Raw genomic sequence first — 14,964 nt, 5'->3', positions numbered from 1 at the left:
CGGCCCGCTGCTCTACTTCCGCCGCACCTACGGCCGCTTGCCCTCGGCAGAGCCCCCGACCGCGCCCTCGGCGGAATCGACGCCGCGATCCGCGCCGGCCTCCGCGGCCCGCGCGCGCTCCTTCGCCAGCTCCTCGATGTCGGCGAGCATGGCGTCCGCCAGATCGCGCTCGGAGGCGTAGTACCGCTCGGCCCACTTGAGGGTGAGGGTGGGGTACGCCCACGCCTCCTCGGCCTTCGCCCCCTCCACGTCGGCCGCCGCGCGCAGCCGCATGGTCTCGGCGAACTCCCGGTGCCGGGCGAGGACTTCACGCTGCCGCTCCGGTTCGAGGAGATGCCCGAGCCAGAGCCGCAGCATCGGCCCGTGCTTGAGCACGGGCGGGTCCACGGGCGCGGTCCGCGCCCACGTACGGACGGCGGCCATCCCCTCGTCCGTGATCCGGTAGACCCGCTTGTCGCGGCTGCCCGTCTCCTGGGCGACCATCCGCGAGGTGGCGTAACCGGCCTTCTCCAGCCGCTTCAGCTCGCTGTAGATCTGGCTGAACGACGGGCTCCAGTAGAAGAAGCGCAGCGACCAGTCGGACCACTTCTTCAGGTCGTAGCCGGACAGTTCCTCCCCGAAGGAGAGCAGCCCGAGCACCGCCCAGCTGGTCGCCGGGAACCCCGGGAGTTCCAGAGCCTCTTCCTGACCTGCCGTCTTCTTGTCCGCCACGGAGCGAAGTCTACGACCCCCTTCCCCACCCCAGGTATGACTGCTAGAAGTATTCCTATTCGAAATAGAGGAGTTCAGATGAAGTTCTCCATGATCTTCGAGGCCCAGCTCGTCGACCCGACCCCCGAGCGCGAGCGCCAGGTCATCCACGACTGCGTCGAACAGGCCGTCCACGCCGAGCAGATGGGCTTCGACCGCGTCTGGGCGGTCGAGCACCACTCCCTCACCCAGTACGCGCACATGAGCGCGTCCGAGATCTTCCTGACCTGGGTCGCCGCCCGCACCGAACGCATCCGCATCGGCCACGGCGTCGTCACCATGCCCTTCGGCTACCAGCATCCGGTGCGGGTGGCCGAGCGCGCCGCGATGCTCGACGTGCTCAGCGGCGGCCGGGTGGACATCGGCGCGGGCCGGGGCGCGACCCGGCAGGAGATGCGGATGTACGGGGTGCGCCCCGAGGACACCTATCCGCAGATGGAGGAGGCGCTGCGGATCTTCTCGCACGCCTGGCGCGAGGAACAGTTCGAGTGGCACGGCTCCATCGACATCGGACCGGGCGCGATCCTCCCCCGCCCGGTGCAGGACCCGCACCCGCCGCTCTTCATGGCCTGCTCGAAGCACGACACCCTCAAGCTCGCCGCCGAACTCGGCATCGGCGCCCTGGTGATGGGCTTCGCCGGCGCCGACGACGTGCGCGCGATGCGCAAGGTGTACGACGAGGCCATCGCCGTACGCGACGGCTCCCGGCTGGTCTCCTCCGAGGTCAACGACCACTTCTCGGCGCTGTGCCCGACGATCGTCCTGGACGACGCCGACCGCGCGCTCCGGCTCGGCACGCGCGGCCAGCGCTTCTTCGCCGAGTCGATCGCCCACTGGTACGGCAACGCCCCCGCCCCCACCGGCTACGCGGAGGAGGAGGACCACACGGGCGCGCTCGAACGGCAGCGTGAGGAGCTGGTCGCCCGGCTCCACGAGGCGAACATCCCGGCCCGCCCGGTCGACACCGGCACGTACAACACCGACCACGCCTACGGGGACGCCGACACCGCCATCGCCTACGTGGAGCAGCTCCGCGAGATCGGGGTCGACGAGGTGATGTGCCTGATCCAGATGGGCACGGTCCCCCAGGAGGTCTGCATGGAGACCATCCGGCAGTGGGGCGAGAAGGTCATCCCGCACTTCCGCGCACTGGAGGCCAAGTGAGCGCGCTCGCCGGCAAGTCCGTGATCGTGACGGGCGCGGCGCGCGGCCAGGGGGCGGCGGAGGCCCGGCTCCTGGCCGGAGCGGGCGCGCGGGTCGTGCTGACCGACGTACGGGAGGAGGAGGGCCGGGCGGTCGCGGCGGAGCTGGGCGACGCCGGGGTGTTCGTCCGTCACGACGTGACCTCGGCGGAGGACTGGCGGGAGGTCGTCGAGGGTGCCCTCGCGGCGTACGGCCGGGTGGACGCGCTGGTCAACAACGCGGCGCTGTGGCGGACCGCGCCGGTGGAGTCGGAGACGTACGAGAACTTCGAACTCCTGCTCCGCGTCAACCTGTTGGGGCCCTTCCTGGGCATCCAGGCGGTCGTGCCCGCGCTGCGCGAGGCGGGCGGCGGTTCGGTCGTGAACGTCTCGTCGACGGCCGGCCTGGTCGGCATACCCGGGCACGCGGCGTACGGTGCGAGCAAGTTCGGCCTGCGCGGGCTGACCCGCTCCTCCGCCCTGGACCTGGCGCGGCACGGCATCCGCGTCAACTCGGTGCACCCGGGGGCGGTCGACACACCGATGGTGGCGGAGGTGGCCGACCGGGACTGGTCGCACGTCCCGCTCGGGCGGATGGGCCGGGCGGAGGAGGTCGGGGGCCTGATCGCCTTCCTGGTCTCGGACGCGTCCTCGTACATCACGGGCGCGGAGTTCACGGTGGACGGGGGGCTGACGACCGGATGACGGATCCCCTGACCCCGACGGCCCGGACCCTGGTCGAGGCCATGTCGGCGGGCTTCCCCGGGCCGGGCTCCCCGGAAGCGCTGCGGGCGGCGGCACGAGCGGGCGTACGGGAGATCCCGCCGCCCCGGGAGGAGACGGCGCACGGCGTACGGGTCCGCCTGTACGGCCCGCCCGCGAGCGCAGGTGCTCCGGTGATCGTCTTCGCGCACGGTGGCGGCTGGGTCCTGTGCGACCTGGACACGCACGACGGCCTCTGCCGCGAACTGGCGTCCCGTACGGGCGCGTCCGTGGTCTCCGTGGACTACCGGCGCGCCCCCGAGCACCGCTTCCCGGCCGCCGAGGACGACGTGTACGCGGTCGTGGAGTGGGCGGCCGAGCGGTACGGCGGCCCGCTGCTCGTGGCGGGCGACTCCAGCGGCGGCAACCTCGCGGCGGGGGCGGCCCTGCGCGCCCGGGACGCGGGCGGCCCGCCGGTCGCGGGCCAGCTCCTCTTCTACCCGGCCCTGGACCACCGCCTGGACACGCCCTCGGCCGAGGCGTACGCCGAGGGCTTCTTCCACACCGAGGCCCATATGCGCTGGTACTGGGAGCAGTACGTCGGCCCGGACGGCGACCCGGTCGCGGCCTCCCCCGGCCTGGCCCCCGACCTCACCGCCCTCCCGCCCGCCCTCCTGGTCCTCGCCGACTGCGACGTCCTGCGCGACGAGGGCCTGTCCTACGCCCGCCGCCTCTCCTCGGCCGGCGTCGAGGCCCGGGTACACCTGCACACGGGCGTCTTCCACGGCTTCCTGGGCGCCCGGGGCGTCCTACCGGAAGCGGAGAACGCCCTGGCCGGAGCGGCGGCCTGGGTGACCGACGTGACCGGGTGACTCCGGACGCGTACGGCCCTGGCGAGGCCACCGCCCCTGCGAAGGCGAACGCGCCGCGGCGCCCTCCCAGTCGTCCGGTCGGGGACATTCGGGGGGCGCCGCGCTCAGTTCCGTACGTCGTTGTACGGGACGTCCTGGGGACGGGACGGTCAGACCGTCAGGGCTCGGTCCGTCGGGCGGATCGGGGCCGGGAGGTCGCTCGCGCCCGTCAGGAAGCGGTCGACTCCGCGGGCGGCCGAGCGGCCCTCGGCGATCGCCCAGACGATCAGCGACTGGCCGCGGCCGGCGTCACCGGCCACGAACACACCACCGACGTTGGTGGCGAAGTCCGCGTCACGGGCGATGTTACCCCGCTCATCGAGGTCTAGACCAAACTGCGCGACCAGACCGTTCTCCACGTCCGTACCCGTGAAGCCCATCGCCAGCGTGACCAGCTGCGCCGGGATCTTCCGCTCCGTGCCGGGCTTCTGCGTCAGCTTGCCCTCGACGAACTCGACCTCGACCAGGTGCAGGAACTGGACGTTGCCGTCCTCGTCGCCCTCGAAGTGGGTGGTGGAGACGGAGTAGACCCGCTCGCCGCCCTCCTCGTGCGCCGAGGTGACCTTGTACAGCATCGGGAAGGTCGGCCAGGGCTGGCCGGCCGCCCGGTCCTCGCCCGGTCGCGGCATGATCTCCAGCTGCGTGACCGAGGCCGCGCCCTGACGGTGGGCGGTGCCCACGCAGTCCGCGCCCGTGTCGCCGCCGCCGATGACGACGACGTGCTTGCCCTCGGCCGTGATCGGCGGGGCCACGAAGTCACCCTCGACGACCTTGTTGGCGAGCGGCAGGTACTCCATCGCCTGGTGGATGCCGTTCAGCTCCCGGCCCGGCACCGGCAGGTCGCGCGCGGTCGTCGCGCCCGCGGCGATGACCACGGCGTCGTACCGCTTGCGCAGGTCCGTCGCGGTGATGTCGCGGCCGATCTCGACACCCGTGCGGAACTTGGTGCCCTCCGCGCGCATCTGCTCGATACGGCGGTTGATGTGCCGCTTCTCCATCTTGAACTCGGGGATGCCGTACCGCAGCAGGCCGCCGACGCGGTCGGCGCGCTCGAACACGGCGACCGTGTGACCCGCCCGCGTCAGCTGCTGCGCCGCGGCGAGACCCGCCGGGCCCGAGCCGACGACGGCGACGGTCTTGCCCGACAGGCGCTCCGGCGCCTGCGGCTTGACGTCGTTGGAGTCCCACGCCTTGTCGATGATGGAGACTTCGACGTTCTTGATGGTGACGGCCGGCTGGTTGATGCCGAGCACGCACGCCGCCTCGCACGGAGCCGGGCACAGACGGCCGGTGAACTCCGGGAAGTTGTTCGTCGCGTGCAGCCGCTCGCTCGCCTGCGCCCAGTCCTCACGGTAGGCGTAGTCGTTCCACTCGGGGATCAGGTTCCCGAGCGGGCAGCCGTTGTGGCAGAACGGGATGCCGCAGTCCATGCAGCGGCCGGCCTGCTTGCTGATGATCGGCAGCAGGGAGCCGGGAACGTAGACCTCGTTCCAGTCCCTGACTCGCTCGCCCACCGGGCGGGTCTTGGCGACCTCGCGCCCGGTGGTCAGGAAGCCCTTGGGGTCAGCCATGGGTCGCCGCCTCCATCATCTTCTCGGTGGTCTCGGCCTCGGAGAGACCGGCGAGCTCAGCGGCGTCCTTGGCGGCGAGCACTGCCTTGTACGTGGACGGGATGATCTTGCTGAACCGGTCCGCGTTCGCGGTCCAGTCGGCAAGGAGCTTCTCGGCAACCGTCGAGCCGGTTTCCTCGTGGTGGCGGCGCACGACGTCGTGCAGCCACTGCTTGTCGGAGTCGTCGAGCGCCTCGACGGCGGACAGGTTCCCGGAGTTGACGTTGTCCCGGTCGAGGTCGACGACGTACGCGACGCCGCCCGACATGCCGGCCGCGAAGTTGCGGCCCGTCTCGCCGAGGACGACGGCCGTACCACCGGTCATGTACTCGCAGCCGTGGTCGCCCACGCCCTCCGAGACGACCAGCGCGCCGGAGTTGCGGACGCAGAAGCGCTCGCCGGTGCGGCCGCGCAGGAACAGCTCGCCGCCGGTCGCTCCGTACCCGATGGTGTTGCCGGCGATGGTCGAGTACTCGGCCAGGTGGTCGGCGCCGCGGTCCGGGCGGACCACGACCCGGCCGCCGGAGAGGCCCTTGCCGACGTAGTCGTTGGCGTCGCCCTCCAGGCGGAGCGTGACACCGGCCGGCAGGAAGGCGCCGAACGACTGGCCGGCGGAGCCGGTGAAGGTGATGTCGATGGTGTCGGCCGGCAGTCCCGCGCCGCCGAACCGCTTCGTCACCTCGTGGCCGAGCATGGTGCCGACCGTCCGGTTGATGTTGCGGATCGCGACCTGCGCCCGGACCGGCTGGGCCTCCTCGGCCGTCGCCGCGCCCAGCGCCTCGGCGGCGAGCTCGATCAGCTCGTTGTCGAGGGCCTTCTCCAGACCGTGGTCCTGCTCGATGAGGGCGTGGCGGACCGCGCCCTCCGGCAGCTCGGGCACGTGGAAGAGCGGGGCCAGGTCCAGGCCCTGCGCCTTCCAGTGCGTCACGGCGCGGCTGGTGTCGAGCAGCTCGGCGTGGCCGACGGCCTCTTCGAGCGTACGGAAGCCCAGCTCGGCGAGGAGCTCGCGGACCTCCTCGGCGATGAACTCGAAGAAGTTGACGACGTACTCGGCCTTGCCGGAGAAGCGGTCGCGCAGGACCGGGTTCTGCGTGGCGATGCCGACCGGGCAGGTGTCCAGGTGGCAGACGCGCATCATGACGCAGCCGGAGACGACGAGCGGCGCGGTCGCGAAACCGAACTCCTCGGCGCCGAGCAGCGCGGCGATGACGACGTCACGGCCGGTCTTGAGCTGGCCGTCGGTCTGCACGACGATCCGGTCGCGCAGGCCGTTGAGCAGCAGCGTCTGCTGGGTCTCGGCGAGGCCGAGCTCCCAGGGACCGCCCGCGTGCTTCAGCGAGGTGAGCGGGGAGGCGCCCGTACCGCCGTCGTGGCCGGAGATCAGGACGACGTCCGCGTGCGCCTTGGAGACACCGGCGGCGACCGTGCCGACGCCGACCTCGGACACCAGCTTCACGTGGATGCGGGCGGCCGGGTTGGCGTTCTTGAGGTCGTGGATCAGCTGAGCCAGGTCCTCGATGGAGTAGATGTCGTGGTGCGGCGGCGGGGAGATCAGGCCGACGCCCGGGGTGGAGTGCCGGGTCTTGGCGACCCACGGGTAGACCTTGTGGCCGGGCAGCTGGCCGCCCTCGCCGGGCTTGGCGCCCTGGGCCATCTTGATCTGGATGTCGTCCGCGTTGACCAGGTACTCGCTCGTGACGCCGAAGCGGCCGGAGGCGACCTGCTTGATCGCGGAGCGGCGCGCCGGGTCGTAGAGGCGGTCCGGGTCCTCGCCGCCCTCACCGGTGTTGGACTTGCCGCCCAGCTGGTTCATGGCGATGGCGAGGGTCTCGTGCGCCTCGCGGGAGATGGAGCCGTACGACATGGCGCCGGTGGAGAACCGCTTGACGATCTCGGAGACCGGCTCGACCTCGTCGATGGAGATCGACGGGCGGTCGGAGGTGAAGCCGAACAGGCCGCGGAGCGTCATCAGGCGCTCGGACTGCTCGTTCACCCGGTCCGTGTACTTCTTGAAGATGTCGTACCGCTTGTTGCGCGTGGCGTGCTGCAGGCGGAAGACGGTCTCCGGGTCGAACAGGTGCGGCTCGCCCTCGCGGCGCCACTGGTACTCGCCGCCGATCTCGAGCGCGCGGTGCGCGGAGGGGACGCCGGAGGCCGGGTACGCCTTGGCGTGCCGGGCGGCGACCTCCTTGGCGATGACGTCGAGGCCCGCGCCGCCGATCTTGGTGGCGGTGCCGTTGAAGTACTTCTCGACGAAGGCGGTGTCGAGGCCGACAGCCTCGAAGACCTGGGCGCCGCGGTAGGAGGCGACGGTCGAGATGCCCATCTTGGACATGACCTTGAGGACGCCCTTGCCGAGCGCGTAGATCAGGTTGCGGATGGCCTGCTCGGGCTCCAGGCCCTCGATGAAGGTGCCGGCGCGGACCAGGTCCTCGACGGACTCCATCGCCAGGTACGGGTTGACCGCGGCGGCGCCGTAGCCGATGAGGAGGGCCACGTGGTGGACCTCGCGGACGTCGCCGGCCTCGACGAGCAGGCCCACCTTGGTGCGCTGCTTGGTACGGATGAGGTGGTGGTGGACGGCCGCGGTGAGCAGCAGCGACGGGATCGGCGCGTGCTCGGCGTCGGAGTGCCGGTCGGAGAGGACGAGCAGGTGCGCGCCGCCCTCGATCGCCGCGTCGGTCTCGGCGCAGATCTCCTCGATGCGGGCGGCGAGCGCGTCGCCGCCGCCGGAGACCCGGTACAGGCCGGAGAGGGTCGCGGCCTTCATCCCGGGCATGTCGCCGTCGGCGTTGATGTGGATGAGCTTGGCCAGCTCGTCGTTGTCGATCACCGGGAAGGGCAGGGTGACGCTGCGACACGAGGCGGCGGTCGGCTCCAGCAGGTTGCCCTGCGGGCCCAGCGAGGAGTGCAGCGAGGTGACGAGCTCCTCGCGGATGGCGTCCAGCGGCGGGTTGGTGACCTGCGCGAAGAGCTGGGTGAAGTAGTCGAAGAGCAACCGGGGGCGCTCGGACAGGGCCGCGATCGGCGAGTCCGTGCCCATGGAGCCGAGCGGCTCGCCGCCGGTGCGGGCCATCGGGGCGAGGATGACGCGCAGCTCTTCCTCGGTGTAGCCGAAGGTCTGCTGGCGGCGGGTGACCGAGGCGTGGGTGTGCACGATGTGCTCGCGCTCGGGGAGGTCGGAGAGCTCGATCTCCCCGGTCTCCAGCCACTCGGCGTACGGCTTCTCGGCGGCGAGGCCGGCCTTGATCTCGTCGTCCTCGATGATCCGGTGCTCGGCGGTGTCGACGAGGAACATCTTGCCGGGCTGGAGGCGGCCCTTGCGGACGACCTTGGCGGGGTCGATGTCGAGGACGCCGACCTCGGAGGAGAGGACGACGAGGCCCTCGTCGGTGACCCAGTAGCGGCCGGGGCGCAGACCGTTGCGGTCGAGGACCGCGCCGACCTGGGTGCCGTCGGTGAAGGTGACACAGGCCGGGCCGTCCCAGGGCTCCATCATCGTGGAGTGGTACTGGTAGAAGGCGCGCCGGGCCGGGTCCATGGAGTCGTGGTTCTCCCACGCCTCGGGGACCATCATCAGGACGCTGTGCGGCAGGGAACGCCCGCCGAGGTGGAGCAGCTCCAGGACCTCGTCGAAGGAGGCGGAGTCGGAGGCGTCCGGGGTGCAGACCGGGAAGATCCGCTCCAGCGAGCCCTCGCCGAAGACGTCCGAGGCGAGCTGGGCCTCGCGGGCCGTCATCCAGTTGCGGTTGCCCTTGACCGTGTTGATCTCGCCGTTGTGCGCGACGAAGCGGTACGGGTGGGCCAGCGGCCAGCTCGGGAAGGTGTTGGTGGAGAACCGGGAGTGGACCAGGGCCACGGCGGTGGCGCAGCGGCGGTCCGACAGGTCCGGGAAGAAGGGCTCCAGCTGGCCGGTGGTCAGCATGCCCTTGTAGACGATGGTGCGGGCGGAGAGCGAGGGGAAGTACGTCCCGGCCTCGCGCTCGGAGCGCTTGCGCAGCACGAAGGCCTTGCGGTCGAGGGCGATGCCCTCGCTGCTGCCGTCGGCGACGAAGAGCTGGCGGAAGACCGGCATGGTGGCGCGGGCGGAGGCGCCGAGCAGCTCGGGGGCGACGGGGACGTCACGCCAGCCGAGGACGTTCAGACCCTCCTCGGACGCGATCGTCTCGATCTGCGAGACGGCCTGTGCGGAGCCGTCGGCAGGGAGGAAGGCGATACCGACGGCGTAGGAGCCGGCGGCGGGGAGGTCGAAGTCGGTGACCTCGCGCAGGAAGGCGTCCGGGACCTGGAGGAGGATGCCGGCACCGTCACCGGAGTCGGGCTCGGAGCCGGTGGCGCCGCGGTGCTCCAGATTGCGCAGTACGGTCAGCGCCTGCTCGACCAGCGCGTGGCTGGCAACACCGGTCAGGGTGGCCACGAACCCGACACCACAGGCGTCGTGTTCGTTACGGGGGTCGTACATCCCCTGCGGAGCGGGGCGACCGTCCATGGGCGACCAGGCGTCGGAACGCATCGGCTCTCCCGTCGTCGTCGTGGCATATGCAGCTGCCGAGGGACGACGTTGGCCCTCCGCGAAATTTCGTGCAGGTTACATGATGGCTGGCTTCTCGCGAAGTGGATAGCTCATTCCAACATGCGGACACCGCTGACACGGAGCGGTGATGGTGGTTCACGCGTGAACACACGCGAACACGCGTGCCTCAAGGTGGATCTCGGGGTAATCGCTATGGATCTCAGGGGGGGGTCGGACGACCCTTCGCAGAGCGAGCCTCATTGCCCGCGGCGCTTACGCCTCATGCCCGGCGGTTAAGCCGTTGAAACCGCCGAGTAACGGCTACATATGTCGCGCTGTGCATAGTGTCTCACCGGGCGCCCGATCCGCCCAGGGGATATACGTCACAGCCAGGATGCACGCCGAAGGCCCCCGCCGCAGGGCGAGGGCCTTCGAAGGAGGGGTACGCAGGTCAGAGCGCGGCACCGAAGAGCATGCCGAGCCCGTAGGTGACGGCCGCGGCGGCGCCGCCGAGCACCAGCTGGCGCAGACCGCTGAACCACCAGCTGCGGGCGGTCACCCGGGCCACCAGCGCCCCGCAGGCGAAGAGGCCGAGGAGCGCGAGCAGCACGGCCGGCCACAGGGCGGTCGCACCGAGCAGGTACGGCAGCACGGGCAGCAGGGCGCCGAGCGCGAACGAGGCGAACGAGGACACGGCGGCCACCGTCGGCGAGGGCAGGTCGTCGGGGTCGATCCCCAGCTCCTCGCGGGCGTGGATCTCCAGGGCCTGCTCCGGGTCGCGGGAGAGCTGCATCGCGACCTCGCGGGCGAGCGCGGGCTCGACACCGCGCGACACGTAGAGCGCGGCGAGCTCCTCCATCTCGTCGACCGGGTGCTTGCGCAGCTGGCGCCGCTCGACGTCCAGCTCCGCCTGGACGAGTTCGCGCTGCGAGGCGACGGAGGTGTACTCGCCGGCCGCCATCGAGAAGGCGCCCGCCGCGAGTCCGGCGAGGCCGGTGATGACGATGGTCTGCTGCGAGACCGCGCCGCCCGCGACACCGGTCATCAGGGCGAGGTTGGAGACCAGTCCGTCCATCGCGCCGAAGACCGCGGGGCGCAGCCAGCCGCCGTTCACATCGCGGTGCGTGTGGTTGTCGCGGTGGGCTTCGTGCAGTGGCGCCTGGGCTTCGATGATGGACATGCTTCTCCCCTGTTCCGTCCGGCGGGCCGGGTCGCACCCGCCGCCCCCAACACCTTCGAAAATACGCGCGATGTAAGGGGCGCGCCAGCAAGGCAGGCCGTACTTAGTAAGGCTGACCTTGCTGCTCCCAGGGCTTTCTGGCGGGGTGTCAGCCGGGTGACAGAGACGTTTCTTCGACGTCATCACCCCCCTCTCGTGGCACAGATCCAGGAACCGCGAAAGGGGTGCGAGATGGTGAGCGAGACGGGAACGATTGCATGCGATACGCGCGAGCGCGCGAGGGGCGCGCTCCTCGGCCTCGCGGTCGGTGACGCGCTCGGGGCGCCCGCCGAGAACATGCGCCCGTCGGAGATCCGCCGCCGATGGGGCCGGATCGAGGGCTTCGTGACGGACCGTCCGGCGGGCACGGACGACACCGAGTACGCGATCTTCTCGGGGCTGCTGCTCGCCCGGCACGGCTCGGCGCTGACGGTCCAGCACGTGGAACGGGCCTGGCACCACTGGATCGCGGACCTGGACGAAGGCCCCTTCCGCGGCGCGGGTTTCAGCGAGCGCGGCACCCTGGAGAACCTCCGCCGGGGCCTCGCCGCGCCGATCTCGGCCCAGCACCGGCACGCGTGGTCGGACGGCCTGGCGATGCGGGCCGCGCCCTTCGGGGTCTTCGCGGCGGGCCGCCCCGCGGAGGCGGCCCGGCTGGTCGCGATCGACGGCACGGTCAGCCACGACGGCGAGGGCATCTACGGCGGCCAGGCGGTCGCCGCGGGCGTGGCGGCGGCGATGGGCGGCGCGTCGGTGACCTCGGTCATCGCGGCGGCCCTCTCGGTGGTCCCGATGGACTCGTGGACGGCGCGCTCGCTGCGCCGCGCGGTGGTCGCGGCCGGGCGGGTCGAACCGGACCCGCTGCTGCGCGAACGCGCGGTCCGCTCGGCGGTCGTCATCGGCGGCTACCCCTGGACGGACCTGGCACCCGAAGCCGTGGGCCTCGCCTTCGGGGCGTTCGCGGCGGCGCGCGGCGACTTCCGTACGGCGGTCCTGACCGCGGTCAACATGGGCCGCGACGCCGACACGACGGCCGCCGTGGCGGGCGCCCTCGCGGGCGCGGCCTCGGGGGTGTCGGCGATCCCGGAGGAGTGGGCGACGGCCATCGCCCCGGTCACGGGCAGCTGCCTCCCGTCGATGCGCGGCTACCACGTCCTGGACATCGCGGACCTGCTGACGGCGGACGAGGAGGACCAGTCATGACCACCACGGACCCCACCTCCCGGGTCACCACCGGCGCGGACACGGGACCGGGTGCCCCGGACAGGACCGGCACCCACGTGGGCCTGATGGCCGAGCACGGGGCCTCCGCCGCGCGCGGAGCGCAGGGGGCCGCCCCGGGACCCGCCACCCCCGCGCGGCGGGAGGCCGTCGAGGGCCTGCTCCTCGGGCTCGCCGCGGGCGACGCCGCCGGCTGGCCCGCCGCCCGGCACCGTGCCGCCCGCATGCCCGAATGGACCCGGCGCCTCACCCGCGAACTCGACACCTTCGCCGAACAGAACGCCACCACCACCCTCCCCGTCCCCATCGCCCTCAACCAGCCCCCCGAGCCCCTCCGCCTCGGCCCCTCCGACGACGCCGAATGGGCGGTCTTCACCGCGGAGGCGGTCCTCGCCGCCGCCGGCCCCCTCTTCACCGGCCTCCCCCCGGAGCGCCGCCTCAGGGCCGCCGTCGACCTCGCCTGGAACTCCCTCGCGAGCCAGGTCGCCGCCGCCGCCGACCGTGCCCCCGAGGTGGAGTCCGCCGTGCTCCCCCTCCGCGCGCGGATCTCCGTCCGCGCGGGCCTCGGCAATCTCGCCACCGGCCTGCGCCCACCGGCAACCGGCCACGACAACCCGCACTACTTCGACGACGCCGCCTGCGTCCGCGCAGGCGTGCTCGCCCTCGTCCACCCCGGGGACCCGGCCGCCGCCGCCGAACTCGCCGAGTTCGACGCCCGGTACACCCAGGACGGCGACGGCGTCCACGGCGCCCGAGCCATGGCCGCCGCCGTCGCCGCGGCCGTCGGCGGCGCGGCCGTCGACGAGGCGGTGGAGGCGGCCCTCGCACAGCTCCCGCCCGCCACCGAGATCGGCCGCAACGCCCAGCAGGCCGTCAAGATGGCCCAGGACGCGACGAGCGCCTTCGCACTCGTCCCCCTCCTGGAGCACCAGATCGTCGACCACGTCTACAGCTACGGCATCGCCGCCGCCGAGACCGTACCGGTCGCCCTGGCGCTCGCCCTCGCCGCGCGCGGGGAGGCGTCCGCGGCCGTGCCCGCCGCGGCCTGTCTCTCGCGTGTCGCGGACTCCGCCCCCGCGCTCGTGGGCGCGCTCACCGGCGCGCTCGGCGGAGCCGCCTCCCTCCCCGCGACCTGGCGCGAGGCCTGCCGCACGCTCGCCGGCTGTGCGCTCCCCCGCCTCGCGGGCACGGATCTGGTCGAACTCGCCGGGCTCCTGGGAGCCACGGAACTGGCCACCAGGGGTGGACAATTCCGGCATGACCCCCACACCACCACTCGATGACCGGATCACCGGAAGCCTGATCGGGGCCGCCGTGGGCGACGCCCTCGGCGGCCCGGTCGAGGGCTACACCCCGGACCAGATCCTCGAACGCCACGGCGGCCGCGTCACGGGCATCGTCGGGCCCTGGAACGGCGAGGACTGGCGTACGGCCCGCCCCATCGCGCCGTACCACAAGGGCGACGGGCACGTCACCGACGACACCTTGATGACCCATGCGCTGATCAGGGTGTACGAGAAGGTCCGCGACCACCTCGACGCGTACGCGGTGGCGGACCACCTCGTCCCCGACCTGATCTCGACCCCGGTCTGGATCCCCGAACTGGAGGCGGAGGCCCTCCCCCTCCAGAGGATCTTCCTCGCGGAGAAATGGCTGGTCGCCCGGGTCCACTACGGCCATGTCGACCCGCGCGAGGCGGGCAGCGGAAACATCGTCAACTGCGGTGCGGCGATGTACATGGCGCCGGTCGGGCTGGTCAACGCGGCGAACCCGGCGGGCGCGTACGCGGAGGCCCTGGACGTCGCTGCCCCGCACCAGTCCTCGTACGGCCGGGAGGCGGCGGGGGTGTTCGCGGCGGCGGTGGCGGCGGCGTGCGCGCCGGGGGCGACGCCGGACTCGGTCGTCACGACGGCGCTCTCGCTGGCGAAGGACGGCACGCGGGCCGCGATCGAGGCGGTGGCCGAACTGGCGTCCCGGCACACGGACTTCGAGTCGGCGCTCGTCCCCCTGCGCAAGGCGGTGGCCCCGTTCGACACGGTGGGCGCGGAGTACCGCGCGCCGGGCCTCGGGGCGCGGCGCCCGTCGCGCCTGCACGCGATCGAGGAACTCCCCGTGGCGCTCGGCATGCTGCTCGTCGGCGCGGGCGACTACCGGCGTACGGTCCTCGGCGCGGTCAACTACGGCCGTGACTGCGACTCGATCGCGACGATGGCGGGCGCGATCGTGGGCGCGCTGGCCGGCGAGTCCGCGATCCCGTCCGAGTGGGCGAAGCGGGTCGCGGAGGCGAGCCGGCTCGACCTGCACGCTCCGGCGCGGGCGCTGACGGCGGTCGCGCACGAGGTCTTCGCCCGCGACACGGCCCGCCGCCGGGCCCACGAGTCGGCGTTCACGACCTTGACGACCGTCCGATGAACGTCCGGCTCACCTGGGTCCAGCCGGAGGACCTCGTCGGCCACGAACTCCGTCAGGCGGCGGAGGACGGCCGCGACGCCACCGCGATCGCCGCCCGCTGGCAGGCCGCGGGCGGCCCCCCGGCCCCTCCGACAGCAGGCGCCTCCCCCACTCCCCGTCCGGATCTCCGCCCCCTGGCGGAAACCCTCCTCACCGAACTGGCGACCCTCCCCACGAGCGAGCCGGAGCCCGACCCCATGGCTGCCGCACCGCCGGCCGCCACGTCGCGAGGCGCGGGCCCCCGGCCCGCGACACGGCCCGCCGCGGAGCCCCCCATGTCTCCGGGCGAGGGCCCCCGGCCCGCCCCCAGCTCCGTGCGCGCCCCGGACCTCCCCCCACCCCCCGCGCGCGAAGCGCCGCGGGATCGGGGGGACGGGGGCGGAGCCCCCGGTCCCGTCAGGGTTCC

At 72.6% G+C, this 14,964-nt stretch carries 10 protein-coding genes; 6 read left to right on the top strand and 4 right to left on the bottom strand.

Annotated elements, in window-relative coordinates; translation table 11 throughout:
- Window positions 1-27: 27 nt before the first annotated feature.
- Window positions 28-711, bottom strand: a complete 684-nt coding sequence (locus AB0E14_RS34065; RefSeq protein WP_362427355.1) for a helix-turn-helix transcriptional regulator — start codon at window positions 709-711, stop codon at window positions 28-30.
- 78 nt (window positions 712-789) lie between these two features.
- Here AB0E14_RS34065 and AB0E14_RS34060 point away from each other — a divergent pair, with 78 nt between their 5' ends.
- From AB0E14_RS34060 to AB0E14_RS34050, 3 genes are read left to right on the top strand one after another with little or no spacing between them, the layout of a single operon-like run.
- The gene (locus AB0E14_RS34060; protein WP_362427352.1) at window positions 790-1,914 is read left to right on the top strand and encodes an LLM class flavin-dependent oxidoreductase; all 1,125 of its coding nucleotides are present in this window, start codon (window positions 790-792) and stop codon (window positions 1,912-1,914) included.
- Window positions 1,911-2,636, top strand: coding sequence for a glucose 1-dehydrogenase (locus AB0E14_RS34055; protein ID WP_362427349.1), 726 nt, complete (start codon window positions 1,911-1,913; stop codon window positions 2,634-2,636). Before AB0E14_RS34060 ends, AB0E14_RS34055 begins: the two co-directional genes overlap by 4 nt.
- The gene (locus AB0E14_RS34050) at window positions 2,633-3,505 is read left to right on the top strand and encodes an alpha/beta hydrolase (RefSeq protein ID WP_362427346.1); all 873 of its coding nucleotides are present in this window, start codon (window positions 2,633-2,635) and stop codon (window positions 3,503-3,505) included. The genes AB0E14_RS34055 and AB0E14_RS34050 overlap by 4 nt, the downstream gene beginning before the upstream one ends.
- 149 nt (window positions 3,506-3,654) lie before the next feature.
- On the opposite strand, the gene AB0E14_RS34045 is transcribed toward AB0E14_RS34050, so the two are convergent.
- The 3 genes from AB0E14_RS34045 to AB0E14_RS34035 form a co-directional block, all read right to left on the bottom strand.
- On the bottom strand, window positions 3,655-5,115 hold the full coding sequence (locus AB0E14_RS34045; RefSeq protein WP_362427343.1) for a glutamate synthase subunit beta: 1,461 nt from the start codon (window positions 5,113-5,115) through the stop codon (window positions 3,655-3,657).
- Complete coding sequence (gltB, locus tag AB0E14_RS34040; protein ID WP_362427340.1) at window positions 5,108-9,667, bottom strand: glutamate synthase large subunit; 4,560 nt, start codon at window positions 9,665-9,667, stop codon at window positions 5,108-5,110. The genes AB0E14_RS34045 and gltB overlap by 8 nt, the downstream gene beginning before the upstream one ends.
- Window positions 9,668-10,118: 451 nt before the next feature.
- Window positions 10,119-10,847: a VIT1/CCC1 transporter family protein gene (locus AB0E14_RS34035; protein WP_362427337.1), complete on the bottom strand. Its 729-nt coding sequence runs from the start codon at window positions 10,845-10,847 to the stop codon at window positions 10,119-10,121.
- Window positions 10,848-11,078: 231 nt separating this feature from the next.
- Between AB0E14_RS34035 and AB0E14_RS34030 the strand changes: the two genes are divergently transcribed.
- The 3 genes from AB0E14_RS34030 (at window position 11,079) to AB0E14_RS34020 (ending at window position 14,519) form a co-directional block, all read left to right on the top strand.
- On the top strand, window positions 11,079-12,089 hold the full coding sequence (locus AB0E14_RS34030; protein ID WP_362427334.1) for an ADP-ribosylglycohydrolase family protein: 1,011 nt from the start codon (window positions 11,079-11,081) through the stop codon (window positions 12,087-12,089).
- Between the two features lie 86 nt (window positions 12,090-12,175).
- Window positions 12,176-13,390 (top strand): ADP-ribosylglycohydrolase family protein, encoded by a 1,215-nt coding sequence (locus AB0E14_RS34025; RefSeq protein WP_362427395.1) that lies wholly within the window; start codon window positions 12,176-12,178, stop codon window positions 13,388-13,390.
- The gene (locus AB0E14_RS34020; protein ID WP_362427331.1) at window positions 13,365-14,519 is read left to right on the top strand and encodes an ADP-ribosylglycohydrolase family protein; all 1,155 of its coding nucleotides are present in this window, start codon (window positions 13,365-13,367) and stop codon (window positions 14,517-14,519) included. The genes AB0E14_RS34025 and AB0E14_RS34020 overlap by 26 nt, the downstream gene beginning before the upstream one ends.
- Window positions 14,520-14,964: the final 445 nt, after the last annotated feature.

Origin of the sequence: Streptomyces sp. NPDC047981, from assembly GCF_040653315.1 — a bacterium.
Classification (GTDB): Bacteria; Actinomycetota; Actinomycetes; order Streptomycetales; family Streptomycetaceae; genus Streptomyces.
The sequence above is the reverse complement of the archived record's forward strand: the minus strand, read 5'-3'. Positions and strand labels throughout refer to the sequence as shown.

Bases quoted from the DNA above. Each gene is read 5' to 3' on its own strand.
- AB0E14_RS34060 (WP_362427352.1), top strand. From the start codon at position 790: ATGAAGTTCTCCATGATCTTCGAGGCCCAGCTCGTCGACCCGACCCCC.
- AB0E14_RS34050 (WP_362427346.1), top strand. From the start codon at position 2,633: ATGACGGATCCCCTGACCCCGACGGCCCGGACCCTGGTCGAGGCCATG.
- AB0E14_RS34045 (WP_362427343.1), bottom strand. From the start codon at position 5,115: ATGGCTGACCCCAAGGGCTTCCTGACCACCGGGCGCGAGGTCGCCAAG.
- gltB (WP_362427340.1), bottom strand. From the start codon at position 9,667: ATGCGTTCCGACGCCTGGTCGCCCATGGACGGTCGCCCCGCTCCGCAG.
- AB0E14_RS34035 (WP_362427337.1), bottom strand. From the start codon at position 10,847: ATGTCCATCATCGAAGCCCAGGCGCCACTGCACGAAGCCCACCGCGAC.
- AB0E14_RS34030 (WP_362427334.1), top strand. From the start codon at position 11,079: ATGGTGAGCGAGACGGGAACGATTGCATGCGATACGCGCGAGCGCGCG.
- AB0E14_RS34025 (WP_362427395.1), top strand. From the start codon at position 12,176: ATGGCCGAGCACGGGGCCTCCGCCGCGCGCGGAGCGCAGGGGGCCGCC.
- AB0E14_RS34020 (WP_362427331.1), top strand. From the start codon at position 13,365: ATGACCCCCACACCACCACTCGATGACCGGATCACCGGAAGCCTGATC.